Source organism: Methylobacterium sp. WL64 (genome assembly GCF_008039945.1).
Taxonomy (GTDB): domain Bacteria; phylum Pseudomonadota; class Alphaproteobacteria; order Rhizobiales; family Beijerinckiaceae; genus Methylobacterium.
On record NZ_VRVA01000090.1, the window covers coordinates 1 to 22,842 of the forward strand.

Here is a 22,842-nt window from a genome sequence, read left to right on the forward strand (position 1 = left end):
TCTGCACCTGTTCGTCGATGCCTACAATCATGCTCGCAGGCTCAAGACCCTGCGGGGCCTGACACCAACTGAGTTCATCTTGAACGCCTGGACGAAAGAACCCAATCGCTTCAGGATCGACCCGTCATACCTCATCCCGGGACCATACAGATAGGTTTCCGCAGGAGGGACGCCATGCCTCCAGCCCTGTCGGTCGATCTGCGCGGGCGTGTGGTCGGCGATGCAGGGGGACCCACGCAGCGTCCGGTGGCCAAACGTTTCGGTCTCGGAGGGGCCAGCGCGGTCCGATGGCACGAGCGCTCCCGGCTTGAACCTGAGAGATATGCGTTCTCACACGGCCTCGGTGGCAAGCAGCCATTCCGCTTCTCATGAAATTCGGTGAGAAGCGGGCATGGTTGCTCACGTTGTCGGCTTTCGGCGGCTGACCATGGACAGGGACCAGGGAAGGCGAGCCCGAGAGAGTAGTGTCGGTTGATGACGGCTCTTGATCTATGAGCGTTCAACCCGCCTCGTCAGACCTGCGCCTGACCACCGTCGACGAACAGTTCGACGCCGTTGACGAAGCTCGCCTCGTCGGAGGCTAGGAACAGGACCGCATTGGCGATCTCCGTCGCCTCGCCAACGCGTCCGAGGGGGATGCGCGAGCCCAGGAAATCGAGAAGGCCCTGCTGCTTGTCGGCATCGTCGCCGGCAAGGCCGACGAGGCCCGGCGTGCGCGTCGCACCGGGGCTGACCACGTTGACACGGATGCGACGCTCCTTCAGGTCGAGGATCCAGGTGCGCGCGAAGTTGCGAACGGCTGCCTTGCTAGCGGAATAGACGCTGAAGGCCGGCGTCCCTTCGCTGCCGGCGGTCGAGCCGGTCAGCACCACCGCGCCGCCATCCTTCAGAAGCGGAAGGGCCTTCTGGACAGTGAAGAGTGTGCCCTTCACGTTGGTGTCGAAGGTGCTATCGAACTGCTCTTCCGTGATGGCACCGAGCGGCGCGAACGCGCCACCGCCGGCATTGGCGAAGACGATGTCGATCTGCACGTGCTTCTGCTGGACGGCATCGTAGAGGCGGTCGATGTCGGCGAGGTTCGCCATGTCGCCCCGAACGCCGGTGACCCGGCCGCCGATCTGCTCCACCGCTGCGTCTAGCGCGTCCTGACGGCGACCGGTCACGAACACCGAGGCGCCCTCCCGCGAGAAGGCCTTGGCGGCAGCGAGGCCGATGCCGCTGGTGCCACCAGTCACCACCACCACCTTGTCCTGGAATCTGCTGGTCATCATCGCTCTCCATAGTTCGGCTGCGTGTGAGCCGCTGCCGAGAGAGATGCTCCCAGAACGATGATGCGAACAGGTCTTGGAAATGGCACTTAGCGTTCCAATCGGGGAACGATGATGCGCCCAGACCTCAACGATTACGTCACCTTCGCCGAGGTCGTTGCCCATGGCGGCTTCACCGCCGCTGGCCGGGCGCTTCGCGAGCCGAAGTCGAAGCTGAGCCGGCGCGTCTCGGCGCTGGAAGCCCGCCTTGGAGTGCGGCTCATCGAGCGCTCCAGCCGGCGCTTCCGCGTCACTGAGGTCGGACAGACCTTTTACGAGCGCTGCCGCGCCATGATGCTGGAGGCGGAGCGGGCTGAGGCACTCATCGCGGAAGCCCAGGCCGAACCGCACGGGCGCATCCGCATGAGTTGCCCGCGGAACCTCGTGAAAGTCGTCTCCGCTATCATGCGATGTTTCCTCGACCGCTTTCCGAAGGTCCAGCTCCAACTCATCGTAACGGATCGAGCCGTCGACCTGATCGAGGAGCGGATCGACGTCGCGCTGCGCGTCCGCCACGAGCTAACGAGCGATGCATCTCTCACGATGCGGTCGCTCGGCCGCTCCCGCTGGATCCTCGTCGCCAGCCCGCGGGTCGCGAGCGGCCTCGGGGCCGACCTTGCCGATCTCGCCTCCGTCCCCACCATGGGAACGAGCGACGAGGTGGGCGAAACCACCTGGATGCTGGAGCGCGAGGACGGGACAGCGCATGTGATGCGCCACGAGCCGCGCCTGACCTGCGCAGACTACGCGGTTCTCTGCGATGCCGCAGCGGACGGTCTGGGCGTTGCTTTCCTGCCCGATCACGCCTGTGCAGCACACATCGACGCCGGAAGGCTCGTCCGTGTCTTCCGGGACTGGCGGAGCAGGGATGGTATCGTCCATCTCGTTTTCACGACCCGCCGCGGCCTGCCGCCCGCCGTCCGATCCCTGATCGACCACCTGGCAAGAGAATTTCCGGATCTTTGAGGGTCCGAACATCCCGGTTGATGATCGTTTCCTTGAGGGTAGAGAAACTCAGACTTGATGGATAATAATCAAATTTTACCATCGAATTTCACTAGTGAAATATCTAAAGCAGTCGCCGTCGACAGCGACATGACCCAAGCCAGGCATGGAAAATGGCATGCAAATAAGCGTGCGCGCCTTACAGCAATAATTGATAGCAGGCCTATCCTTGATTTTACTGAATGGCTCGGTTCAATGTCAGAAAAAACTTGATTCTTGGGTTGTCAAGAATCGAATTCGAATGGTGCACCAAGTCACCAATGATATACAGTTGCTTATCACCTGAGTGAGGACGAAATAATCCATGTTCTACGGTATGGCCTGGCGTAAAAATGGCCTCTATTGCCGGCAAAAACCACTTATTATTTTTAAAGAAAGTAATCCCATTTTACAATGGCAGCAGCTTGTTTCACGCTATCCGAACCGTGGCATCAATGGATGATCCAAAATGTTATCCGTCGGTCCAATAATAAAAACCAATCTCCGTCAAATAAATCGCAGCATTTGGAAATTGGAGGTTGCCTTTTTCATTGCACGGCCCGTCGATATGATCGCGATGAGGGTGCGAACACACAATAGCGTCTATGCTTCCTAGACGGATGCCAGCTTCTATTAAGCCATTATGCAATAAGATGCCACTGTTCCCGAAAATTTTCGAGGATCCGATCCCATTTTCAAAGATCAAATTTTTCCGCCTATAGAGATAACGGGAATATTCATGGGGATTGCGATGCTTTTGGTCGGCAAACAATTTTACTTCAGGCGCCGCTCAAACTCTTCAGCTGGGCTGCCGCCGAACGCGATGGCCGGAGGTCCAAGATCACGCACCCCGTCGGAGACAACAACGATGTCAGCAGCGCCGAAGTTAAATCTGTAGGGAGGCGCTGTTTTTGGGGATGGCCTCAAGCCGGATTGATCGGCCAGCATTGCATCATCTGCTACTCGCTCTCGAATGGAGTTCGCTTATAATCAAAATACGTTTGCGCTCAATGATCGGGACTTCTAGCCCGGATATCTGACGGAGTGGGCTATGCTAAGATACAGGGGACATATCGGAATGCGCTCAGAGGCCGACTAACCCTTGCTGCTCCTGTCAAGTGTCTGCCTCCCGCAGATGTCTGCAGCGTTTCATCGGTACGCGGGAGCGTTACGTTTGTAATTTCAGAACGCTGGCCATCCCTTGCAGTCGAACCCGCGCACGGGCGACCGCCCCCGGTTGCTCGCGTGATGCCTGCGTCTGGACCGCGGTGCCGGTCTCAAACAACTTGCTTTGACTGGATGGTGTCGAACGCCCGAGCGCGGGCGCGTCCGCACTCGGGGAACGCCGGGTTAGTTCGGGATCAGCTCACGGGCGGGGCCGCCTGTCTCCTGGCCGCTGGCCTGAGCGTAGCCCGGCAGGGCTGGGTTCCGGGCATTGCCGCTGTCGGTGTCTATCCCGCCGAGCCAGTACGTGGATTGCGCCTGCGGCAGGACCGAGCCCGTGGTCCTTGGGACCTCGGTGGGATGGGAAACGGTCCGGGCCCGGGAGGCGCCGGTCAAGGCGGCAAGGGTGCAGGCAGACGCGAAAGCGATGGCCGAAACACTCTTGAGCATCGTCATGTCAGCTCTCCAGTGCTGTCCTGCTCGATCCAACAGCGTCAAGCAGGGATGCCGGACAGACGACGTCTTCGGCTGCTTATTTCGCGTCGCATCAAAGAAGTTTGATGCTCGTATCCATAGCCACATCACCGAGCATGGGTACGTGATGCGGGTCTGAAAAAGATCGCCGCGTGCGTGGAATAATCCCGGATTGGCAGCGTCCATGCCTCCGAAGCCAAGCCCGGAGCAGGCTCACATCGTTTGGCTTGCACACGGAGGGGTCCCGCCCATGCCAGGAGATCGGACATGACGGACATGATGCGCCTCATCGAGCCGCTGATCCCGGCCCTGCGCCGCTATGCCCGCGCACTCCTGCACAATCCCACCGATGCCGACGATCTCGTGCAGGACTGCCTGGAGCGCGCTGTCGGTCGGTGGCACCAGCGCCAAGTCGATCGCGACACGCGGACCTGGCTTTTCGCCATCCTCCACAACCTTGCCGTGACGCAGATGCGCCAGCGCGCGCGGCGCGGCGCCCACATGCCCATCGAGGACACGGCGGAGGCCAACCTCGCGGTGGCGCCGACCCAGGAGAGCGGCCTGCGCCACCGAGACTTGATGAGCGCGCTCGATGCGCTCCCTGAGGAGCAGCGCGGCGTCCTCCTCCTCGTGACGGTGGAAGGGCTGTCCTATGCCGAAACCGCCGACATCCTCGCCATCCCGACCGGCACCGTGATGTCCCGCCTGTCCCGCGCCCGGGATCGGATGATCCAGCTCATGGACGGCGCCGACGCCACCGTTCCAGCCAAGCGCCCGCTCCTACGGAGGGTGAAATGACCATGCGTCCCATCGGCGACGACGATCTTCAAGGCCTCGTGGACGAGCGGCTGGATGCCGCCCGCAGGCGCGAGGTCGAAGCCTATCTCGCCCAACATCCCGAGGCGCGAGCACGAGTCGACCGCCTCGTCGCGCTCGGCGAGGAGATGCGGGCCGCCTTCGCGTCCATCGCCGCGGAGCCGGTCCCTGCCCAACTGAACCTGACGCGGATCGTCGAGGCACGCCGTCGCCCGCAACGGCCCGTCTGGCAGGCGATGGCGGCCGGACTGCTTCTTCTCCTCGGCGGCGCCGGAGGCTGGGGCCTGCGCGATGCGGTCTCGCCGGTGCCGACAGGGATCGAGGCGTTGGCCCAGGCGGCGAGCATGAACTACGCGGTCTATGCCCCGGACCACACCCGTCCGGTCGAGCTCGTCGCAGCCGATCGGGACGAGCTTGCCGGTTGGTTCTCGGCCCGGCTCAGGCGGCCGGTGAGCGTGCCGGACCTCAGCGGCTCCGGCTATCACCTCATGGGAGGGCGCCTCGTCGCAACGGCCCAGGGGCCAGCCGGGCTGCTGATGTACGATGACGGGCACGGCGCGCGCTTCATGATGCTGATGCGGCCGATGTCCGTGCCCGGCGACGCGCCGATGCAGCCGCACACCTCCGGGACGTCGAACGGCTACGCCTGGGCTCAGGACGGGCTCGGCTACAGCCTCGTGGGAGCAGCCGACCCAGCGGTCCTTCACCCGCTCGCCAATGACATCCGCCGCGCCACCGCGAAGAAGATCTGAAGGCCAGCTATGTCCCTCCTCAACGACCTGACCGGCGCTAGCCCGGATCTGAACGCGCGCGCCGTCCTCCTGCGCCTCGGTGCCATCGGGGCGCTCGTTTCCGGCGCTGCTGGGGCCTTCGCCTATGTCGGCGGCTGGTTCTCGCCAGGCGCCCTGACGCAGGCGCGGATCGTCGACCGCTTCGAGCGGGTCAACGGCCCGCATCCGGGGTTCCGGCGCAACCACGCCAAGGGGCTCTGCCTCGCCGGCCGCTTCGAGAGCACCGGCCGGGGCAGGCGCCTGTCGAAGGCGTCGCTGTTCGCGCCGGGCCGGATCACCCCGATCACCGGACGCATCGCCCTCGCGGGCGGCCAGCCCTACGCAGCGGATGCATCGACCACGGTCCGCAGCCTCGCACTCCGTTTCCAACTTCCCGACGGCGAGGAATGGCGCACCGGCAACAACGACATCCCGGTCTTCCCGGTGTTGACGCCAGAGGCGTTCTACGCCCAGCTCCTCGCCGCTAAGCCCGATCCGGCCACGGGCAAGCCCGATCCGGAGGCGCTCAAAGCCTTCTTCGCCGCAAACCCGGAGAGCACGACGGCGGCGGCCTTGATCAAGGCGCGAACGATCACCTCCGGCTTCGCTGACGACACCTTCCGGGGCTTGAACGCCTTCCGGTTCGTGGCCGGAGACGGCACGGAAACGCCCGTTCGCTGGGCGTTCGTGCCGGAGCAGGCCGCCACAGCTGAGAGTGCGGCTCAGACCGCACGTGCGGACAAGAATTACCTCTTCGACGAGTTCGAGTCCGCGGTCCGTCGGGCGCCCGTCCGCTGGCACCTCGTCGCCACCCTCGGCGAAGCAGGCGATCCCACGGCGGACGCGACGCGTCCCTGGCCGGCCGAGCGGACGAGCGTCGACCTCGGGACGGTGATCGTGACCGCGACGGAAGCGGAGGCCAGCGGCAATTGCCGTGACGTGAACTTCGACCCCCTGGTCCTGCCCACCGGCATCGCGGGATCGGACGATCCGCTGCTCAGCGCGCGCTCGGCAGCCTACGCGCAATCCTTCACGCGACGCGCCGGCGAGCCGAAGGCCCCAAGCGCCGTCCACGATGTCCCCGCTGCAGGAGCCGGATTGTGAGCACCACCATGAACTTCAACCGACCGGCCCGGCTGCTGCACTGGGCCATGGCCGGCATGATTCTGGCCATGCTGTTCATCGGCGTGGCGATGGTGACCTCTCTAGCGCACTACGACGCCCTCGTGGCGCTGCACCGCCCCCTCGGGATCGGCATCCTGATCCTCGCGGCGCTCCGCCTCGTCAACCGCTGGCGTCATCCGCCGCCCGAACTGCCGGCGGACCTTCCGGGCTGGCAACGACAGGCGGCGCACGCCTCGCACATCCTGCTCTACGGCTTGATGCTCGGGTTGCCGCTTATCGGCTGGGCGATGCTGTCGGCGGCCGGCTATCCCATCGGGCTCGGCGGCGCGGTGGTGCTTCCGCCGATCTTGCCGCGCGATCCCACGATCTACGCCTGGCTGCGTCCGCTTCACACGGTGCTGGCCTACGCCCTGTTCGGTCTCATCCTCGCCCATCTCGGCGCCGCCCTGATACACGGGCTGATCCGCCGGGATGGTGTCTTCTCCAGCATGGCCCTGCGCTTGACGAGCCCGCGGTCACGATGACGACGAGCCAGGCAACGAGGCGAGACAGCATGGACGACAGCGCAGCGGGCCGGGTGCTTATAGCCGGGGGCGGTATCGCCGGACTTGCCATGCGGCGAGCGCTGCAGCGACGCGGCATTCCCTCGCTGACCCTGGAGCAGCGCCCGACGCCGGCCGATGCGGGCCTCGCCATCAACCTGCCGGGGAACGCAGTCCAAGCCCTCGGCCAGCTCGGCTTGAGCGAAGCCCTGCGCAACATCGGCTCGCCCGTCCGTCGGCGCGAGTACCGCACCGAGAGCGGGCGCCTCCTCTTCGCTATCGACGAGGCAGCGTTCTGGGGGGAAGAAGCGTGCCCGCGTTGTGTGCGACGCGCCGACCTGCTGCGCCTCCTGGCACTCGACCTTCCCCCGACCGATCTCCGGCCGGGATCTGAGATCAGCGCCGTCCGGCAGATGCCAAGGGGCGTCGCGATCGAGCTTCAGGATGGCACGGCCGAAACCGGCGGATTCCTCGTTGGCGCCGACGGTGTCCACTCACGGGTTCGACGCGACACGTTCGGTGCTTCCGTGCTCGGAGCGGCGATGCTCGCCCCTGCGAGCTGGCGTTTCATGGCGCCGAACCCAGGCCTTGACGCATGGACGATTTGGGCAGGATCGAACGGATTGTTCCTGCTCATCCCCGTCGACCATGGCAAGGTCTATGGTTGGGTCTCAGTAAGCGAGGCCGCCGGACGGGGGCAGGACCTGGCTGCCTTTCAAAATGTCTTCACATCGTTTCCGCGTCTCGTCCGCGACACTCTCGATGTAGTTCTGGCTAAGCCTGGCGCACTCTATCACTCCCCCCTCGAAGAGGTTCGTATTCCGAGTTGGACCCGGGACCGGGTGGCGCTCGTGGGAGACGCCGCCCACGCGACTGCACCGGTCTGGGCTCAGGGGGCCGCCCTCGCTCTTGAGGATGCGCTGGTGCTGGCCGCGCTGCTGGCTGAGCGGATGGACTGGGGCACGATCGGTGCCGAGTACGAGGCGCTACGCCGGCCTAGAGTGGCTCATGTACAGGCGATGACCGATCGCCTATCGCGGACCGCACGGATGCCGAGTTGGGCCAAAAACCTCCTGCTTCCCATGATTGGGCCGCGCAGCTACCGCGCGACGTACTCTCCGCTCCGCACACCGGTCTCGGCATGAGCATCGGGCTGAGGCGATTCAGCCCATCCCAACGGTCGTAGAGGGGGACCTTCAAACCTTGACTGCTAAGAAAGGCGGACGTCCCGAGTTGGGAGCTTAGTGGACAACCGGCTGATCCCTTGGCGCTGCAGGCAGCGGTGCAGGGACGTGCGGGTCAGGTGCGGGATGGTGGCCTGGAGCGCATACAGGCAGTCGTCGGGCGGCAGGAGCGTGTGCCGTCCAAAGGCAACGATTACCGCCTCCTCTTCGGTAGTGAGCACGGTGAAGTGCGGAGACTTTAGTCCCATCGCCGCATCATGTACCAACGCGCGCTTGCGCCACTTCACGACCGTCTTGGGGTTCGGTCCATGCTGTGCCGCAAGCTCCTTGAACGAGGCTTTCGATCGCTTTAGCGCTGCTCTGACCGCGTGCGTGGTCGTGGCGCAGCCGTGAAGAACCTGTCCCACAACGCCCCCCGGTGTGCAGCGACCTCAGCTAAAGTGATGCCACCACACTGTGGGACTGCACACCTGGAACCGCGCTAAAGCGTCCGTGACCGCGGATGGCCGTGGGCGTGTCATCACTATGCGAATGGCAGCTTCGCCAGGTCCCTGGCCGTCGTTGAACGCCGCCGCGTACCGAAGGAGCCTACCTCCAGAATGTTTCAAGCGTAACCGATTCGCCTATCGCTTGAAACAGAGCCGAAACTCCACTTGGCTATCAAGGTCTTCGGTAGGACAAGGTGCCTAGTTTCCAGCAGAAATACTTAGAACTAACCAAGCCGAAATCGGCTGGCATGATCCACAAATCGCATGGTGGTTGCGCATGAAATCCGTCGCTTCCCAGCTATACGCCACTGGCGTGTTTTCAGCCTCCATCGTCTGCGCTGGCTCTCTCAAAGCGGAGCCGCTGCCGCTGTCCCACGGCAATTACGTCCATGCAGATCTGACGTGCGAGGGCGCGCCGTTTGCTGCTTTGAGGACATACGACGGGCAGGGGCTGGGCGGCCCGCACGACAGCAAATGCGTCAGCAAGATCATAAACGCTCGCGGCAAGACATACAAAATAGCGACCTCTTGCGGCGCTGCGGGTGACGGAAGCCCGGTGACGCCCACGACCACGTCTGAGACGGTGTTCGTGCAGTCGCGGGGGAGCTTCAAAATCTCGGGTACGTCGGCTGGCGATCAAGCAGGCGTAGCGTATAAACTTTGCCCTGTAAGCAAATGAGGTCCGGCGGGGGCTTTGACTTAATCAAGCCCCTGAATTTCGTGAAGAAAAACATTGAATGATTGGCACTTCTCTTTCATGAGCGAAAGCGGATGATGCCGAACTGCTTCCGCTAGGAGACGATGTGTTTAATGATCTGCGCAGTGTAGGCAGTGTTAGATCGGGAAATTTGGAACTCCTATGAGCTCAGGCGAAAGCTAGTATGTACAGCCCTGGCCAACCCTTCGAGCCTCCAGCGCCTCCGCTTGCACCCGACCAAGTCACTGGTCTCGGCGTCCTCATGCGGGTCCGGAGCAACGCCTTCTCAGCCTTCCCAGAACGGTGCTTCACCGCGCCGGTAATGAAGTTCCGCCTCGGCATCACGGATTTGATCCTCGCCAACACCCCCGACGCCATGCGTCATGTCCTGGCAGATCATCCGGATCGTTTCCGCCGCGTACGAGCGACAGGACGCGTGCTCGGTCCCATCCTCGGCCGGGGACTTGCTGCGGCGGAGGGAGATGCTTGGCGGCATCAGCGCCGCACGCTTGCGCCCGCGTTCACGCCGCGGACACTGCCCGTCCTGTCGCAGCATATCGCGGCGTGCGCGGAGGCAACCTGCGTACGGATCGAAGCCTCGAAGGGCGGCCTAATCGATCTGCTGTCCGCGATGCAGGACCTGAGTTTGGACATCGCAGCGCGCTCGATGTTCTCGCTCGAAACGGCCCGTTTCGGGCCTGAGCTGAGGCGTTTGCTCCTGTTCTATTCCGCCACGATAGGGCGTCCCCGCGCGAGTGATTTCTTGCTGCCATCGAAGTTGCTGACGCCGACAGATATGCGGCGGGCACTGTTTCGGCGACGCTGGTCGCGGATTATCTCCTCCATCATCGTGGAACGCCGCTACGCGGCGTCGCCAGATACGCCGCGCGATTTGTTTGATATACTGGCGGATTCCTACAAGGACCAGGACGAGACCTTGTTGGCCGATGAAGTGTCGACGATGCTCTTCGCCGGCCACGAGACCACGGGACTAACCCTCTTCTGGGCGTGCTATCTCCTCGCCAACGCGCCTGAATGGCAGGGCGCCGTGCGCGACGAGGCTTGCGCCTGTGACGTGTCGCCGACTTCGGCCGGAGAGGCGCTCGCGCGCCTGCCGCTGACACGGGCCGTGGTCGAGGAAACCCTGCGCCTGTATCCCCCAGCCTATATGTCGGCCCGCGAAGTTAGGGACCCGCACGACCTATGCGAATTATCGATCCGGGGTGGCAGCCTCGTTCTCCTTCCCTTCTGCATGCTGCATAGGAACCCCGTGTTCTGGACCTCCCCTTCGCGTTTCGATCCATCGCGTTTCCTCGGCGCTGTGAAGCCTGAGCGGTTTACGTTCCTGCCGTTCGGTGCCGGACCGCGGGTCTGCATCGGCGCTCAACTCGCCCTCGCCGAGAGTGTGCTTGTCCTTGCTCGACTCCTACGTGGCAACGCAATTGCTATCGAACAAGCCAATCCTGTCCAGCCGATCGGATCGTTCTCGACGCGGCCGAGCCATGTGCCGATGTTCAGGCTGCGTCGCTGCACGCATTAGGGCGTCTCTGCAAAGTCATGTGAGCCAGAGCATTGACCCTGACCCACCAAACTGGTCCGCGCTGAGCGCAAGTGCTTCGGGCATCCTGAACCCTGAAGGAGGGTGGATGCCATGCCTCGCAGACGCTTCACGAACGAACAGATCGCCTTCGCCCTGCGGCAGGCGGAGGGCGGCGCGACGGTGGACGAGGTCTGCCGGAAGATGGGCGTATCTGAACCGACCTTTTATCGCTGGAAGAAGCAGTTCGTCGGCATGGGCGTGCCGGAGATCCGGCGGCTGAAGCAGCTGGAGGACGAGAACAGCAAGCTCAAACGATTGGTGGCCGACCTGACGCTGGATCGCTCGATGTTGCAGGACGTGCTCAAGGATCAGTGGTGAGGCCCGCCGCTCGCCGCGAGGTCGCCGGTCACCTGCAGGTGGCCTACGGCATCAGCGAGCGTCGGGCCTGCCGGGCCACCGGTTTTGGCCGCTCGTCCCAGCGTTACAGGAAGCGCTCTGACCCGCAGGTTGCGCTGCGGATGCGGCTGAAGGAACTCGCTGCCGCGCGGGTGCGCTACGGCTACCGACGGCTGCATATCCTGTTGCGACGGGAGAGCTGGGAGGTGAACCACAAGCGAACCTACCGGATCTACCGGGACGAGGGACTGTCGATCCGGTCCAAGCTGCCCAAGCGCAAACGAGCCTGGCGCTACCGTCAGGGGCGACCGGCGATCGGTGGGCCCAACGAGGTCTGGGCGATGGACTTCATGTCCGACCGCATCTTCGACGGGCGTCCATTTCGGATCCTGACCGTCGTCGATTGCCACACGCGAGAGGCGCTCTCACTGACACCGAGAGCGAACTTCCGCGCCTTCCAGGTGACCGAGGCTCTGGACGCCTTGGTCCGGCTGCGGGGCCGACCCAAGAGCCTGCGGGTCGACAACGGGCCGGAGTTCGCCGGGCGCATGCTCGACCAGTGGGCTTACCTGAACGGGGTCGAGATCGACTTCTCCCGACCGGGCAGGCCGACCGACAACGCCTATATCGAGTCGTTCAACGGCCGCCTCCGAGCGGAATGCCTGAACGCCTCGTGGTTCCTGTCGCTGGCCGATGCCCGTGAGCGCATCGAGGAAAGGAGGTGCCACTACAACGAAGATCGACCCCACACGGCCCTGGGCGGCTTGACGCCCCGAGCCTTCGCCAACCAAGCTGTCACAGCCCGAGAACTTGCATAGGCCGTGGACCACAAACGGGGTCAACTCCAGACCGACGATGCACTAACTTCGAACTTGGGCCACCGAACGGGGGCAGGCCATAGGGACATGATCTTCCAGGGCTGGTCGATGAGGCGGTTCCAGGCGTCGCAACAGCTTTCGACGATGTCGTCGTAGGAGGCGAAGATTCGGTCGCCGAGCCAGTTGTCGCGCATGAACTGCCAGACGTTCTCGACCGGGTTGAGTTCGGGCGCGCAGGGCGGCAGCGTCAGCAGGGTGATGTTGTCCGGCACGACGACGTCGTGAGCGCCGTGCCAGCCTGCGCCGTCGAGCATCAGCATGGCATGAGCGCCGGGCGCGACGGAGCGGCTGATCTCGGCCAGATGTAGGTTCATCGCCTCGCTGTCGTGGCGGGGTAGGACGAGACCGGCGCCCTTGCCCTTCTCCGGGCAGATCGCTCCGAAGATGTAGGCGTAGGCCGTGCGCTGGTCCTTGGGGGCCGAGGGTCGTGTCCCGCGGCGCGCCCATCGCCGCGGCAGGGTGTTCTTCTGGCCGACGCGCGCTTCGTCCTGCCACCATACCTCGATGGCCGTTCCGGCTGGCAGCCCCGCGCGGATCGCCTTCACGGCGGCGGGCAGGTTTTTTTGAAGGCCGTCAGGGCGGCTGGATCCTGCGTGGCGGCGCGGGCGCACCGACAGCTTGCGGAAGCCGAGGCGATTGATGAGCTGTCCGAGCGTGTTCTCGTCCAGGCTGACGCCAAAGCTCGCGTAGATCCAGGCGGCCAGATCCTTCAGCCGCCAACGCACCACGCCGTGCCGGTCCGGGTCCGGCCCACTCTCGACAATCTGCATCAGTGCCCGGCGCGGTGCCGCGTCTAGCTTCGGCTTCTGGCCCGGCGCCTTGCCGTTGATCAGCCCCACCGGACCATCCGCGTTGAAAGCCAGCACCCAATCGCGCGCCGTCTGCAGGCCCACCACCCCGATCCGCGCCGCATCCCTGCGGCTGCCGCCGTCGTTGATCTCAGCCAACGCCAGAAGACGACGGCTCTGGCCCGCGTCCCGGCTGACCTTGGCTCGCCGCCGCAGATCATCGGCCGTGAAGTCCTCGCGCAGCGGCACCGCAGCTGACATGGCAAACCCTGCGGTTCACCGCATCGAATCAGATCCAGCCCCGCAACGAAACCCCGTGAGGCAGCCTCCCCGTCGATTGGTGTTAGGTGCAGTATGATGCTCGCAGATATCGATGCAGGCTAATAAGGCTGGACGCAGCTCATCCACCAACCCCGGGGGCGCCTGGCGGAGGCCCACAATACCGCGCACCCAGATTGGGTGCTCTTTGCGAACGCAGGCCGTATCCTTGTGGTTTCCCGCAGGAGGAAATCGAGAAAGATAGGACGAGATGTCGACCGCAGAACCAAAACAACCGCCTGCCTCCTTCAAACAGGACGCATGGGCCTTGGCGATCATGCGCAATCAGGACGTGAAAAAGTCGGCCGAGCACGTCGCCTGGTTGATTTCGTTGGATGCTGACTTCTGGACGAAGGGATGTACCACCGAGGATCCAGACATCGCTGCTCGGTTGGACTTCGCTGCCAACACCGTAAAAAATGCACTTATCAGTCTGCGTGCGGCAGGCTCTATCGTGTGGTCGCGTTGCGCAATCGACGGCGTTCCCGTTCGGACGATCCAACCCGATCCCCGATGGAAAGCCGGTCATTCTGTCGGAACCGTGTCTCTTGGTGACGTTCAGGCTCCTATTGCCGGCGCAGTGCCTTCGCCCTTTGGGGGCAAGCATCCTCATCGACCCCGCCGATACCGATCCGATGCAGCCGTATGCCCGACGCCGGAACCGCTTTCGGCTGGGACGGACGTTTCCGCCCCAGCTGGTTTTTCAGCTCCGGACACCGCCTGTACGATCGCCGATTGCACCCAAAATGGGTGCGACGCCGATCCGTCCCCCGGGAAACATGAACTCGAAGAGGATGGCGCTGATAGGACGCCCGAGGTCGATATTTTGCGTGTATTTCAAGATCCGCCGTCGTCGAACAGCACCCAAATTGGGTGCGATACCACGGTCGCTCAAGCAACGATCACCCCGCGTAGATCGAGGAAGCGCTACGATCGAAGCATGCCCCTATGGATGCAGGGGACCGACGTGCAGTATGCGCGGGCTGCCTTCCACGCGGAGCAGCTCTCGTGGGATGCTCGTTGCGAACACGATGGCTGCGGATCGCGGTCGATTGCTTTTCTTTGCGCCGATGAAGGCACCGCACTCTGCGCTCGGCATGGTGGATACGCGAACCTTCCGGTTGCGCTCGCGATCTTCGGTCTTGATCGGCGGCGGTGACCGAGCGTTTTTCGTCAGCCTCTGCAAGCTTCCTCCAGACCGGATTTGAGACGGCTGCCGTTACTGGAAGCCGTTACTGCCAGTCGCAGTAACGTGGGGTGACGAGCATGGATGCCAAAAACCAGACCCGTACATTGGAGACGGAACAGGCCTATTTCAAACGCGCTAATGACCTCGCGAAGACGGCGGCAGGAGAGCTCGGCCTGACATGCGAGTTCACCCCTTTCGGCAAACTCGTCGAGTGGTTTCAGGGGGCGGACGGCAGATGGGCGCCGTCGACAGTTCGACAATATCGAGCCTCCCTCCGTTTTGCTCTGGAGAGTTTCTGCTGCAACCCGGCATGCTACGAGGAAGCAAGATTGGCTCTGGAACGATTGAACGCCGAGCCGATGCGTCCCGAGCCGACCAAGGGCGGGAAGCGCAGGACGAGTGCGAAGAAGCGGAAGGCGTGCATGCCCGGCGAGGTGAGGGCGATTTCCGACGTGTTGCAGCAGTCGCAGCATCGGTACGCTCTCCTCGCCAGAAGCATACTGTGGCTCGGTAGCGAGCTCGGCCTGCGTCCGATTGAATGGTCGACCGCCCGCCTGGAGGGAACCACCCTGGTGGTGATGAATGCCAAGGCGACGAACGAGCGTGCGAACGGCGAAGTCCGCTACCTCGAGTTGAGCGGACTCGAGCCCGCGCGGAACGCCATGATCACCAAGCTGCTCGCGATGATCAAAACGGCGCTGAAGACCAGCACCTGGGCCAAGATCTTTGCCAGCATCCGGTATCTATTCTCGTGGGCATCTGCGCAAGCGGCCAAGGCGGTGCCGTCGCTGCGGGGAGGACGGATCAGCCCCTATACGACCCGTCACATTGCCGCTGCACGCGCCAAGGATGTGATGGACGGAGCGAGCGTCGCTGCGTTGCTCGGACACAACTCGACGCGAACCGCTACATCCCACTACGCCCGCCGGCGTTCCGCGAGAGGTTGGGCGCCGACGATGGTCGGAGTCGATCCTTCTCAAGTGGCGATGGTCCGGCCGACTTATCGGGCGAGGGGCGCGAAGCTCTCGTCGGCTGTACACGAGCCGCCCAAAATCTGACGCGAGCGATACCGGCCCGCACACCTTCGTGCGCGCGAGTGGCCTCAAGATACCCCGATCTCAGGAAGAAGCCAGCTTTGCAGTCCCTCTGCCCGGATTTCGCGAGCGAGCGATCGATCTGGCACTGCAACGCTATATATGAGCGTTGCGGCGTCAGAGCATTTTCACGAACTGCACATACAAGTCGTTGCACCTGCTAGCTAGCCTCGAGCAAGTGAAGTTGTCTACTTGCGGAGGCGGCGGGCGATCCTGGGCTCTTGCGCTTACCGCCATGCTCGATCGCAGGCACTGGGAGACCGACAGCCTAAATGGAAAGTCGGAGCGTGGGTCGCCAGTCCGGCGCATTCGGGAGAGTATACGGCCGCTGAATTCGCGCCGACGAGCGATCGACCTGGAGATTGTAGCGGCCGAGCCCGACGCTCTGATTCCTGAGGGCGCAACGGTACGTTTTAAGAGTCGATGCCGCGTTATCGACGTCCCCGCCTCGACGCCGATGCAGGACGCGCCGCGCAGCTCGAGCTACGCCAGAATTGGCAGTCGGCCTGACCGATTTCAGACGCGAATATCTACGACCCGCCTCTGCGATTGTGGAGACAGTTGCCTACCCTCCCGCTGCTGCGCCCCAGTCTCGCTGGAGCGAGCGATTTCGACCGAGACGGTATGCGGTCCTTCCCGATGATCGAGCGCTGCATCCGTGCGCGCCGTTTGCAGCATTTCGGTCGCGCGCACGACGCCAACGGTGTTGATCGAGGCAGTGATCGTCATGGCTCTGGCCTCCTCGCATGAAGGTGGACCATGGAACCCATGAGGATCGGGTTTCGGAGATTCAGTCATTTTGATAGATCTGCCTGAGCAGCGGCAAGGGGCAGCCGGTGTGCGGTATTGGTGGGGGTATTCTGACTGCGGCACGGTGGATGCTCCCCTCCCCCCTCCATGAGCTAGTACGAGTCGGCCGCGATTGATCTGACGGCGGATACAGCGCGCAAACGCCCTGAAGGGGCGTACCTGAGCTGCGTTCCAAGCCGATGGAAGCGAGGGGCACCTGAGATGACAGACGCTGACGTACCGCCCAACAAGCTGGCAGAAGTCGCCGGGTTGGCGACAGCACTGGCCGACCGGATCCTCGATCAGCACTTTGCCGGCACATCGATCCAGCCGAGCCAATTCCATATGTTGGTCCGGGCCACCCAGATGCTCCAGGACAACGATGTGCCCTGGCCGCCCTCGGTCGAGATCGTTTTCATGGAGATCGCTCAGCGCGTTGAGCAGGCTGAGGTGCATCCAGAGAGCGCGGGGGTGAGGCCCAACGGCGATGATGTCGTGGTGCAGATGAGCCGGTTCATCGGCGACGTTAAACGAACCTGAGAAAGCCGGCCGTGGACGAGGATCGCGAGTTCGAGCACTCGGGTATGTCCGGCCCGTTCACTCGTGGCGATGAGACCGTCGACGTGGAGATCTATCGGTTGGCTGGGACGCAGGATCCCTGGCAGTTGGCGGTCGTCCACATGGCGAGCGGTAGCACGGAGTGGCAGGAGCGCTTCGCAACCGAGCGGGATGCCTACCGCGCCTTTATGGGGGTCGTGGAGAGGGACGGTCTGGCAGCGTTTGGCCCGGGCATCAGCAGGGTGGTGCACTGACCCTATCGGCTGCTTCATGATGGAGCGCGTTCGGTACGAGATCTCCACGGCGTCGTCATGCCGATGGGGCGATCCCTCCTGGCGATCTGATGCTCTGCACGAGAGCTCAGTCGCGGCGAAGATGTCGGCAGGTAAGCTGTTGTGGGTCGCCGGATGTTCGATCACAGCATGGGATGCGAAGGATCGAGCTTCAGACGTCGGAGCTCTGTCGGTCAAGCCTTGCACGGGTGGGCTGATGTCGTAGCGCCTTGGCGGCAGAGCTTGCGCTCTCCTTGAGAGCTTTAGATTGCCCGGCGGCTCCCCGCACGGGATGCGCGAGCGGCCGTCGTAAAAGTGGGAACGGTGTTGGAGAGACGAGATTGACCACGCAGGGACCTCATCCCGTCTCGCGATAGTCAGGGATCTCCACTTGAAAGCCTCACCTCTCACGGTAACCATGGTTGGCGGCGTCGCAGTCATCGGCTTGATCACCGTGGCCGCCGCACAGGGAGTCGGTTCCGGTTCCGCACCAGGAAGTGGAAGCGGGAGCGGTTCGGCCCCGATCGCCGGCAGCACGTCGCCGTCGAGCAGCAGTAGCTTAGGCGGAAGCGCGGGAGGGGCAGGCGGCCACGGTGGGGTCGGAGGTGGTTCGGCACCGTCTGGTGGCGTTGGCGCGCTGTACGGCGGCAATGGTCAGCCGCAGCGCTCAGATCCGACTCCGCCGACCGGTGCCGTGGCGCCAGAGGGAACAGGTGCCGGCGCCGGGGACATGAGCAACCCTCAAGGCCGTACGTCGACGACCAGCCGGGCGGGGAATCAATCGTCCGCGACGCCGACCAATCCCGCAGGATCTGCGTTTGGTGTGCCGCACTGATTCGAGAGTGATCCAACCCAAGATATAGTGCCGCGGATCGAAGTCTTTTAGCACGGTGACGTCAGCGGGCTGGGCAGCTCCTGGCGATCCACGCCCGCGACGCAACATCCCCCCGGAGTCGCGCGAGCGGGCGTGGATTTTTTGAAGGCGGCCCCTGCGAGACGAGTACAAGCTCTCTTTTGCAAACAGCGGACCGATCAAGCGCGGTCTTCTTACGGGCCAGCCGCATGTTCTCGGGCAGGACCTCGCCGAAGGCGATGCTCGCCCCCGGCGGGACGGTGTTGACCAGGGGCTCGTCCTCGAACACCACGATTCCGACCTCGACCACTTCGAACTGCGCCTCAATAATGAGGGCCCGCGCCTGCCAGCGAGATCGGTACGCCGGCTCTCGAGCGGTTTCGACGGCCGAGGCGGATCGATCGGCGCCGGTCTCGGTCTTCGTGAGCTCAGCTGCCTTCGGAGCGGGCATTGCGAGTAGGAGCTGGATCCACCGGTCGCGTATGATGAAGTGGGTCGCGGCCTGGGTGTCGCTCTCCATGTGGGCGAACTCGCCGGCACCGTAGCGCCGGACGGCGGTCCAGATCTCGGAGCTGTGTCGGTTTATCTCGACCGACGTGTTGGCTGACTACCCGCGCGTGATCGGAAGACAGTCTCCTGACGCGTCGCTCCGCATTTCGAGCAGCGATCGCATTCTGCAACGACGTGCAAGCGTCTGCCAGGCCGCACGATCAGATTGCCTTCGCGTCGCCAGCCGTATCGGCACCCGTCCTGTCGAAAGGCACGCATGCGGGCGGCTATGGCTCGCCATCAGTCAGCCGTCGCTCTCATGCCACCGCCGCGATGTCGAGCACCTCGGCCGTGACGAACATGAAGCACCCGTTTTGCGAAGCGTCTGCGCGGCGGTTGAGACGAGTGCTGATCCGCACGGCGTTACGGCTTCTCACATCCCAAATACTGACGGCGACCCACTGGAAACTGAGGAGGTTCGCCATGACAGCTCCCCAAACCCTCGCAACGATCTTTGCTTTGATCTCCGTCGGCTCGGCTCTGACCCTGGCTTTGATGGCATCTGCGTCGGCAGCGCTCGATGCCTTGGCTGTGGCATGCGATCGATCGTTGGTGAGCGTCCGAGATGACCGGCCCGGACCACTCTCGACCGCAGTATGCCGGGCGCACCAGATGGCCCTCGCGCGCGTCCATCTGCAGTAGCGGAGCGGAACCGAAGTCACGGGTTCACCCCTGGCAAGGCGCCAACACGTCTTTGCTCGCGTCCTCGCTGTCGGCCTCCGCACGGAGCTTCCACGATCGCGTGCATGAGTGCGCTGTAGCAGTCGGCAAGTTGCTGGGTCCTGCGTCCGGTCTCGACCCTTCGAGGATCAGCGCGTAGCCGCTGGCGGACCTCTCGCTCGGCGCAATCGGCCGGGTCGGCGGCGCTGAAGGTCTCAGCCGCGGGCGCCTTCCGCCGCGACGAACTAACCCCGCGCCCATGACTTCGCCGCCACAACCAAAAGTTGTCCTACGAAGGCAGGCCTGAGCCTTCGTATTGTATTGACGTCAATAGATATCGATTTTTGCGCAATATTCACGGCTGCGTGATGCGTGGTGATTGGCGCATACGCTCTCTGAACGAACACTAGGAGTGCATTCTGATGATTGATGACCGTTCGGGTGACAATACAAGCCGCGATGAGCCACCCTCTGCCGCTGCGCAGGAGGCGAATGGTGTGGCGTTTCTCCTTGCCAGCGCGGCCTACCTGACGCTCGCGGGGGCGCACCTGCGTCGGGAGGGATCGGACGGTCTCGCCCTGATGGACGAGATCGAGAACCAAATCACGGAAGCGCTGGACAGCTTCGCCGCTGAGCACGCGAGCGACGTCGCCCGCCCCGACATCATGCTGCATGCGATGCGCAAGGTTCGCGCTCTTCTCGATGCCGGACGCTCAATGGCACCGGAGGGACGTTCCCTCCAGTGACGCGGTCCACCCGCGAGGGGTGATCGACCTCGATGGTCCCGCGCTGATCATTATGGGCTCAGGCATGCTGCTGGCCCGCGGCTCGAGGGGCCGCAACTCGAAGCGGAACGCCCGGCGGGTTGCCGCAACAGACGATTTGGCCGGATGGATTTCGGCTGCAACAAACAGGACATCGCCCTGTAGGTCAGACCATTTAGCCCTCATCCAAGCCCGTATTTCTGCGGGGTGGACGGAGGGCGTCATGCTCAACGATCGTGCCAACTCAAATCGGGCGGCAGCGTACGACGTGCTAGCTCACGAACGCGCGGTTCGAGATCCCTCTCGCCGCATGAAGGCATTGGGGTTCGCCTGCCTCGGCATGGCATTCCTCGGGACAGCAAGCACAGTGGTAGCGCCGCGAGACATTCCCACGCACGCTTCCGCGGCGGCCCGCAAAGATCACGGATAAGACGCGATCGAAGGTGGATGCAGATCCCCGGCGTCTCCTGATCCGGGACGGTGCCGGACCCGCGGCACCGCCGCCAGGTCGCGGCTCGGTGCCCCACACGCGCAGCCAAGACACCTATGCGTGCTTGAACCTCTCGCGCCACTTGCCGTCGGTCTCGTCGTTGCCGACCGGCTTCATGCCACGGGATTAGGTCCCTTCCAGGCCCACGTCGGCGACCTTCTAAGCGCCGTCCAAGTACCCACCTCGATGGTCATCCTGTCGAGATGCACCACGCCGAGGCGCCGATACGAGTACGCACGGAACGCGAAACGGCTGGGGGATGACCCCAGCCGCGACGTCTATGATGCAGCGGACGCTTAGCGCAGGAGCTGCAGGATGCCCTGCTGCGCCTGGTTCGCCAGCGACAGGGCCGAGATGCCCAGCGACTGACGGGTGGACAGGGCCTGCGAGTTCGCAGCTTCAGCGTTCAAGTCAGCTGACGTCAGGTTCGATGAGCCCGTGTCGAGCACGTTGACCAAATTTTTAGTGAAGTCCTGACGGTTCTGCACCACCGACAGGTTCGAACCGAAGGTCGACGAGTCCGTCCGCAGCTGGCTGGAGGCGGTCGTGAGCTTGTTCAGGGTCGTGTTGATGTCGGCGTTGAGCAGGAAGTTGCCCTGCCCGATCGTCGACGTCTTCGTCGAGGTGCTGGTGATCGAGGTCAGTCCCAGGCCACCCGAGGTCTCGTCGGTCGCGGTGACCGTGAGGTTCGAGTTGCCCTTCGGGTTGAAGTTGATCGTCAGGTTGTTGTTGTCGCTCTTGCCGTTGATCAGGTTCGTGCCGTTGAAGCTCGAATCGCCGGCGAGCTGATCGATCTGGGTCAGCAGGCTGTTGTACTGCGTCGCGAGCGTCGCCCGGGCTGTGACGCCCGACACGCTGAGGTCCGAACTCTGGCCGGCCGCGGCGGTGGTACCGTAGGTCGATCCGGAGGAGGCCGTACCGCCGGCAAAGCCGAGCGCGGTCTGGTCGGCCGAGGTCTTGAATTCCAAGTCCGAGGACGCGTTCATCACGATCTTGGTGCCGTCGGTGCTCTTCGAGAAGCTGCCGGCGCCGACCGCGGCGTTGAGCTTGGTCAAGGCCTGGTCGAGGGTGTCGGCCGTGGCCAGCGCGACGGTGGTCGCCGAGCCGTTGACGTAGAGGTTCAGGGTGGTTGCAGCGGCCGGAGCTGAGTAGGCGGTCGAGGCAGTGCCGGTGGTGGTGATCTGGGTGGACAGCGCTTGGTTGGCGACCGACTTGGCCTGATCGACCAGCTTCTGGATCGAGGTGATGCCCTGGTTGGCGGCCTGGATCGACTGGATCCCGTTCGAGATACCATCGAGCAGGTTGCCGAGGTCGCCCGAGCGCTGGCTGAGGGACTGCGAGGTGAAGAAGTTGACCGGGTTGTCGAGGGCCGAGGAGACCTTCAGTCCGGTGGAGAGCCGGTTCTGGGTGGTCGCGGTCAGCGCAGCGGTATCCTGCAGCGAGAGCAGGTTCTGACGGGTGGCCGCGGTAAGCGTGACGCTAGAAGACATTGGTTACGCATCCATCATTGAGCGTGCACTGCTTTTTTGCACGATAGGATGAATGAAATCTTATTGCAGTCGCACTCCAAGAAACGTTTCGCTCGATGGTCTGAGGAGATCGAGGTGCTGCTTGTACGGACCTCTCTCCCTCGATCGCTGCTCGGGCGATGGCGTTGGAGGAGCTGCGCCGCTATCGCTGCCTGGCGCCCGCGGTCCCGTAAGGCGAGGGCAAAGGTGCGCCGGATTACGGCGGACGGCCATCTGCCGTTTCGGAACCACGTCACCCTGAGTTCCTTTTTCAAACTGGAGCGCAATGGATCGAGAGCGTGCGATGAGTCGTACCGAACCAACCCCAGCCCAAGAGGTAGTCACAGAGGCTCCTTCTAACGCTCGCCCCTATCCCCCGAGTGACGTCGCCGTTCGACCGCAGGGGCCTCGATCGCCGGGCGAGTCCGAGCCCGGTGATATGGGTGCCTTTGACGACAAGGGGTACGAGGAGCCGCAGCACGAGAGTACCAAGGGCAACGGCAAAAGCGGGTATCGAGGGGGACTGTCAGGAATTTCGTGTGGGGGCGGCCATAGTGGATCCGAAGGAGGTTCCCGATGGCACGACGCAAAGCACCCCACGTCCCTGACGCGATCCTGGACCAGCTCCTGGCCGGGGCCGATCCG

At 63.5% G+C, this 22,842-nt stretch carries 21 protein-coding genes and 3 pseudogenes; 16 read left to right on the plus strand and 8 right to left on the minus strand.

The genetic code is table 11. The annotated features are described in order from the left end of the window. Positions 1 to 154: pseudogene (locus FV242_RS25295) on the plus strand (IS481 family transposase); the annotation flags it as partial. Positions 155 to 174: 20 nt separating this feature from the next. Continuing rightward, a pseudogene (locus tag FV242_RS35740) lies at positions 175 to 312 on the plus strand (IS630 family transposase); the annotation flags it as partial. A gap of 200 nt (positions 313 to 512) precedes the next feature. On the opposite strand, the gene FV242_RS25300 reads toward FV242_RS35740, so the two are convergent. Continuing rightward, positions 513 to 1,268 (minus strand): SDR family NAD(P)-dependent oxidoreductase, encoded by a 756-nt coding sequence (locus FV242_RS25300; RefSeq protein ID WP_147940843.1) that lies wholly within the window; start codon positions 1,266 to 1,268, stop codon positions 513 to 515. A gap of 111 nt (positions 1,269 to 1,379) precedes the next feature. On the opposite strand from FV242_RS25300, the gene FV242_RS25305 reads away from it, so the two are divergent. Then, the gene (locus FV242_RS25305) at positions 1,380 to 2,273 is read left to right on the plus strand and encodes a LysR substrate-binding domain-containing protein (RefSeq protein ID WP_147940844.1); all 894 of its coding nucleotides are present in this window, start codon (positions 1,380 to 1,382) and stop codon (positions 2,271 to 2,273) included. Positions 2,274 to 2,616: 343 nt separating this feature from the next. Further along, positions 2,617 to 2,754 carry a hypothetical protein gene (locus tag FV242_RS34775; RefSeq protein ID WP_187278559.1) on the plus strand — a complete coding sequence of 46 codons (138 nt, stop codon included), beginning with the start codon at positions 2,617 to 2,619 and terminating at the stop codon, positions 2,752 to 2,754. Positions 2,755 to 3,641: 887 nt separating this feature from the next. On the opposite strand, the gene FV242_RS25310 is transcribed toward FV242_RS34775, so the two are convergent. Beyond that, entirely contained in the window at positions 3,642 to 3,911 is a 270-nt protein-coding gene (locus FV242_RS25310) for a hypothetical protein (protein WP_147940845.1), read from the minus strand. A gap of 285 nt (positions 3,912 to 4,196) precedes the next feature. On the opposite strand from FV242_RS25310, the gene FV242_RS25315 reads away from it, so the two are divergent. Genes FV242_RS25315 through FV242_RS25335 form a run of 5 tightly spaced genes read left to right on the plus strand, consistent with a single transcriptional unit; the run spans position 4,197 to position 8,327 of the window. Continuing rightward, complete coding sequence (locus FV242_RS25315; RefSeq protein ID WP_147940846.1) at positions 4,197 to 4,727, plus strand: sigma-70 family RNA polymerase sigma factor; 531 nt, start codon at positions 4,197 to 4,199, stop codon at positions 4,725 to 4,727. Then, the gene (locus tag FV242_RS25320; RefSeq protein ID WP_246692869.1) at positions 4,724 to 5,497 is read left to right on the plus strand and encodes an anti-sigma factor; all 774 of its coding nucleotides are present in this window, start codon (positions 4,724 to 4,726) and stop codon (positions 5,495 to 5,497) included. The genes FV242_RS25315 and FV242_RS25320 overlap by 4 nt, the downstream gene beginning before the upstream one ends. 9 nt (positions 5,498 to 5,506) lie before the next feature. Further along, positions 5,507 to 6,619 (plus strand): catalase family peroxidase, encoded by a 1,113-nt coding sequence (locus FV242_RS25325; RefSeq protein ID WP_147940847.1) that lies wholly within the window; start codon positions 5,507 to 5,509, stop codon positions 6,617 to 6,619. Beyond that, positions 6,616 to 7,164 carry a cytochrome b gene (locus FV242_RS25330; protein WP_147940848.1) on the plus strand — a complete coding sequence of 183 codons (549 nt, stop codon included), beginning with the start codon at positions 6,616 to 6,618 and terminating at the stop codon, positions 7,162 to 7,164. The genes FV242_RS25325 and FV242_RS25330 overlap by 4 nt, the downstream gene beginning before the upstream one ends. Before the next feature lie 29 nt (positions 7,165 to 7,193). After that, positions 7,194 to 8,327, plus strand: a complete 1,134-nt coding sequence (locus tag FV242_RS25335) for an NAD(P)/FAD-dependent oxidoreductase (RefSeq protein WP_147940849.1) — start codon at positions 7,194 to 7,196, stop codon at positions 8,325 to 8,327. Positions 8,328 to 8,434: 107 nt separating this feature from the next. Here the strand turns inward: FV242_RS25335 and FV242_RS35745 are convergent. After that, positions 8,435 to 8,773: pseudogene (locus tag FV242_RS35745) on the minus strand (IS481 family transposase); the annotation flags it as partial. 962 nt (positions 8,774 to 9,735) lie between these two features. Between FV242_RS35745 and FV242_RS25340 the strand changes: the two are divergent. Together FV242_RS25340 and FV242_RS25345 are read left to right on the plus strand one after the other, a co-directional pair. Beyond that, on the plus strand, positions 9,736 to 11,091 hold the full coding sequence (locus FV242_RS25340) for a cytochrome P450 (RefSeq protein WP_147940850.1): 1,356 nt from the start codon (positions 9,736 to 9,738) through the stop codon (positions 11,089 to 11,091). A 111-nt stretch (positions 11,092 to 11,202) separates the two neighbouring features. Further along, positions 11,203 to 12,305, plus strand: a protein-coding gene (locus FV242_RS25345; RefSeq protein ID WP_147940851.1) for an IS3 family transposase whose coding sequence is annotated in 2 segments (ribosomal slippage) — positions 11,203 to 11,458 and positions 11,458 to 12,305 — 1,104 coding nt in all. Because the reading frame shifts where the segments join, the coding sequence is not laid out codon by codon here. Positions 12,306 to 12,325: 20 nt separating this feature from the next. Here FV242_RS25345 and FV242_RS25350 read toward each other — a convergent pair. Further along, entirely contained in the window at positions 12,326 to 13,414 is a 1,089-nt protein-coding gene (locus tag FV242_RS25350) for an IS630 family transposase (protein WP_147940852.1), read from the minus strand. Between the two features lie 268 nt (positions 13,415 to 13,682). Between FV242_RS25350 and FV242_RS25355 the strand changes: the two genes are divergently transcribed. Both FV242_RS25355 and FV242_RS25360 read left to right on the plus strand, forming a co-directional pair. Then, entirely contained in the window at positions 13,683 to 14,630 is a 948-nt protein-coding gene (locus FV242_RS25355) for a hypothetical protein (RefSeq protein WP_147940853.1), read from the plus strand. Positions 14,631 to 14,737: 107 nt separating this feature from the next. Then, entirely contained in the window at positions 14,738 to 15,718 is a 981-nt protein-coding gene (locus FV242_RS25360) for a hypothetical protein (RefSeq protein WP_147940854.1), read from the plus strand. Between the two features lie 552 nt (positions 15,719 to 16,270). On the opposite strand, the gene FV242_RS25365 is transcribed toward FV242_RS25360, so the two are convergent. Next, the gene (locus tag FV242_RS25365; protein WP_147940855.1) at positions 16,271 to 16,483 is read right to left on the minus strand and encodes a hypothetical protein; all 213 of its coding nucleotides are present in this window, start codon (positions 16,481 to 16,483) and stop codon (positions 16,271 to 16,273) included. 282 nt (positions 16,484 to 16,765) lie between these two features. Here FV242_RS25365 and FV242_RS25370 point away from each other — a divergent pair, with 282 nt between their 5' ends. Both FV242_RS25370 and FV242_RS25375 read left to right on the plus strand, forming a co-directional pair. Continuing rightward, on the plus strand, positions 16,766 to 17,083 hold the full coding sequence (locus FV242_RS25370) for a hypothetical protein (protein ID WP_147940856.1): 318 nt from the start codon (positions 16,766 to 16,768) through the stop codon (positions 17,081 to 17,083). Positions 17,084 to 17,094: 11 nt separating this feature from the next. Then, entirely contained in the window at positions 17,095 to 17,355 is a 261-nt protein-coding gene (locus tag FV242_RS25375) for a hypothetical protein (protein ID WP_246692871.1), read from the plus strand. A 914-nt stretch (positions 17,356 to 18,269) separates the two neighbouring features. On the opposite strand, the gene FV242_RS25380 is transcribed toward FV242_RS25375, so the two are convergent. Both FV242_RS25380 and FV242_RS34780 read right to left on the minus strand, forming a co-directional pair. Then, on the minus strand, positions 18,270 to 18,746 hold the full coding sequence (locus tag FV242_RS25380; RefSeq protein WP_147940857.1) for a hypothetical protein: 477 nt from the start codon (positions 18,744 to 18,746) through the stop codon (positions 18,270 to 18,272). 286 nt (positions 18,747 to 19,032) lie between these two features. Continuing rightward, entirely contained in the window at positions 19,033 to 19,200 is a 168-nt protein-coding gene (locus FV242_RS34780; RefSeq protein ID WP_187278560.1) for a hypothetical protein, read from the minus strand. A 657-nt stretch (positions 19,201 to 19,857) separates the two neighbouring features. Between FV242_RS34780 and FV242_RS25390 the strand changes: the two genes are divergently transcribed. After that, a complete protein-coding gene (locus tag FV242_RS25390) occupies positions 19,858 to 20,181 on the plus strand; it encodes a hypothetical protein (RefSeq protein ID WP_147940859.1) in 324 nt (107 codons plus the stop codon). An 804-nt stretch (positions 20,182 to 20,985) separates the two neighbouring features. Here FV242_RS25390 and FV242_RS25395 read toward each other — a convergent pair. Beyond that, a complete protein-coding gene (locus FV242_RS25395; RefSeq protein WP_147940860.1) occupies positions 20,986 to 22,179 on the minus strand; it encodes a flagellin in 1,194 nt (397 codons plus the stop codon). Between the last annotated feature and the right edge of the window lie 663 nt (positions 22,180 to 22,842).

Coding starts and splice junctions, on each gene's coding strand:
- FV242_RS25300 (WP_147940843.1), bottom strand. CDS start 1,268: ATGACCAGCAGATTCCAGGACAAGGTGGTGGTGGTGACTGGTGGCACC.
- FV242_RS25305 (WP_147940844.1), top strand. CDS start 1,380: ATGATGCGCCCAGACCTCAACGATTACGTCACCTTCGCCGAGGTCGTT.
- FV242_RS34775 (WP_187278559.1), top strand. CDS start 2,617: ATGTTCTACGGTATGGCCTGGCGTAAAAATGGCCTCTATTGCCGGCAA.
- FV242_RS25310 (WP_147940845.1), bottom strand. CDS start 3,911: ATGACGATGCTCAAGAGTGTTTCGGCCATCGCTTTCGCGTCTGCCTGC.
- FV242_RS25315 (WP_147940846.1), top strand. CDS start 4,197: ATGACGGACATGATGCGCCTCATCGAGCCGCTGATCCCGGCCCTGCGC.
- FV242_RS25320 (WP_246692869.1), top strand. CDS start 4,724: ATGACCATGCGTCCCATCGGCGACGACGATCTTCAAGGCCTCGTGGAC.
- FV242_RS25325 (WP_147940847.1), top strand. CDS start 5,507: ATGTCCCTCCTCAACGACCTGACCGGCGCTAGCCCGGATCTGAACGCG.
- FV242_RS25335 (WP_147940849.1), top strand. CDS start 7,194: ATGGACGACAGCGCAGCGGGCCGGGTGCTTATAGCCGGGGGCGGTATC.
- FV242_RS25340 (WP_147940850.1), top strand. CDS start 9,736: ATGTACAGCCCTGGCCAACCCTTCGAGCCTCCAGCGCCTCCGCTTGCA.
- FV242_RS25350 (WP_147940852.1), bottom strand. CDS start 13,414: ATGTCAGCTGCGGTGCCGCTGCGCGAGGACTTCACGGCCGATGATCTG.
- FV242_RS25355 (WP_147940853.1), top strand. CDS start 13,683: ATGTCGACCGCAGAACCAAAACAACCGCCTGCCTCCTTCAAACAGGAC.
- FV242_RS25360 (WP_147940854.1), top strand. CDS start 14,738: ATGGATGCCAAAAACCAGACCCGTACATTGGAGACGGAACAGGCCTAT.
- FV242_RS25365 (WP_147940855.1), bottom strand. CDS start 16,483: ATGACGATCACTGCCTCGATCAACACCGTTGGCGTCGTGCGCGCGACC.
- FV242_RS25370 (WP_147940856.1), top strand. CDS start 16,766: ATGACAGACGCTGACGTACCGCCCAACAAGCTGGCAGAAGTCGCCGGG.
- FV242_RS25380 (WP_147940857.1), bottom strand. CDS start 18,746: ATGGAGAGCGACACCCAGGCCGCGACCCACTTCATCATACGCGACCGG.
- FV242_RS34780 (WP_187278560.1), bottom strand. CDS start 19,200: ATGGCGAACCTCCTCAGTTTCCAGTGGGTCGCCGTCAGTATTTGGGAT.
- FV242_RS25390 (WP_147940859.1), top strand. CDS start 19,858: ATGATTGATGACCGTTCGGGTGACAATACAAGCCGCGATGAGCCACCC.
- FV242_RS25395 (WP_147940860.1), bottom strand. CDS start 22,179: ATGTCTTCTAGCGTCACGCTTACCGCGGCCACCCGTCAGAACCTGCTC.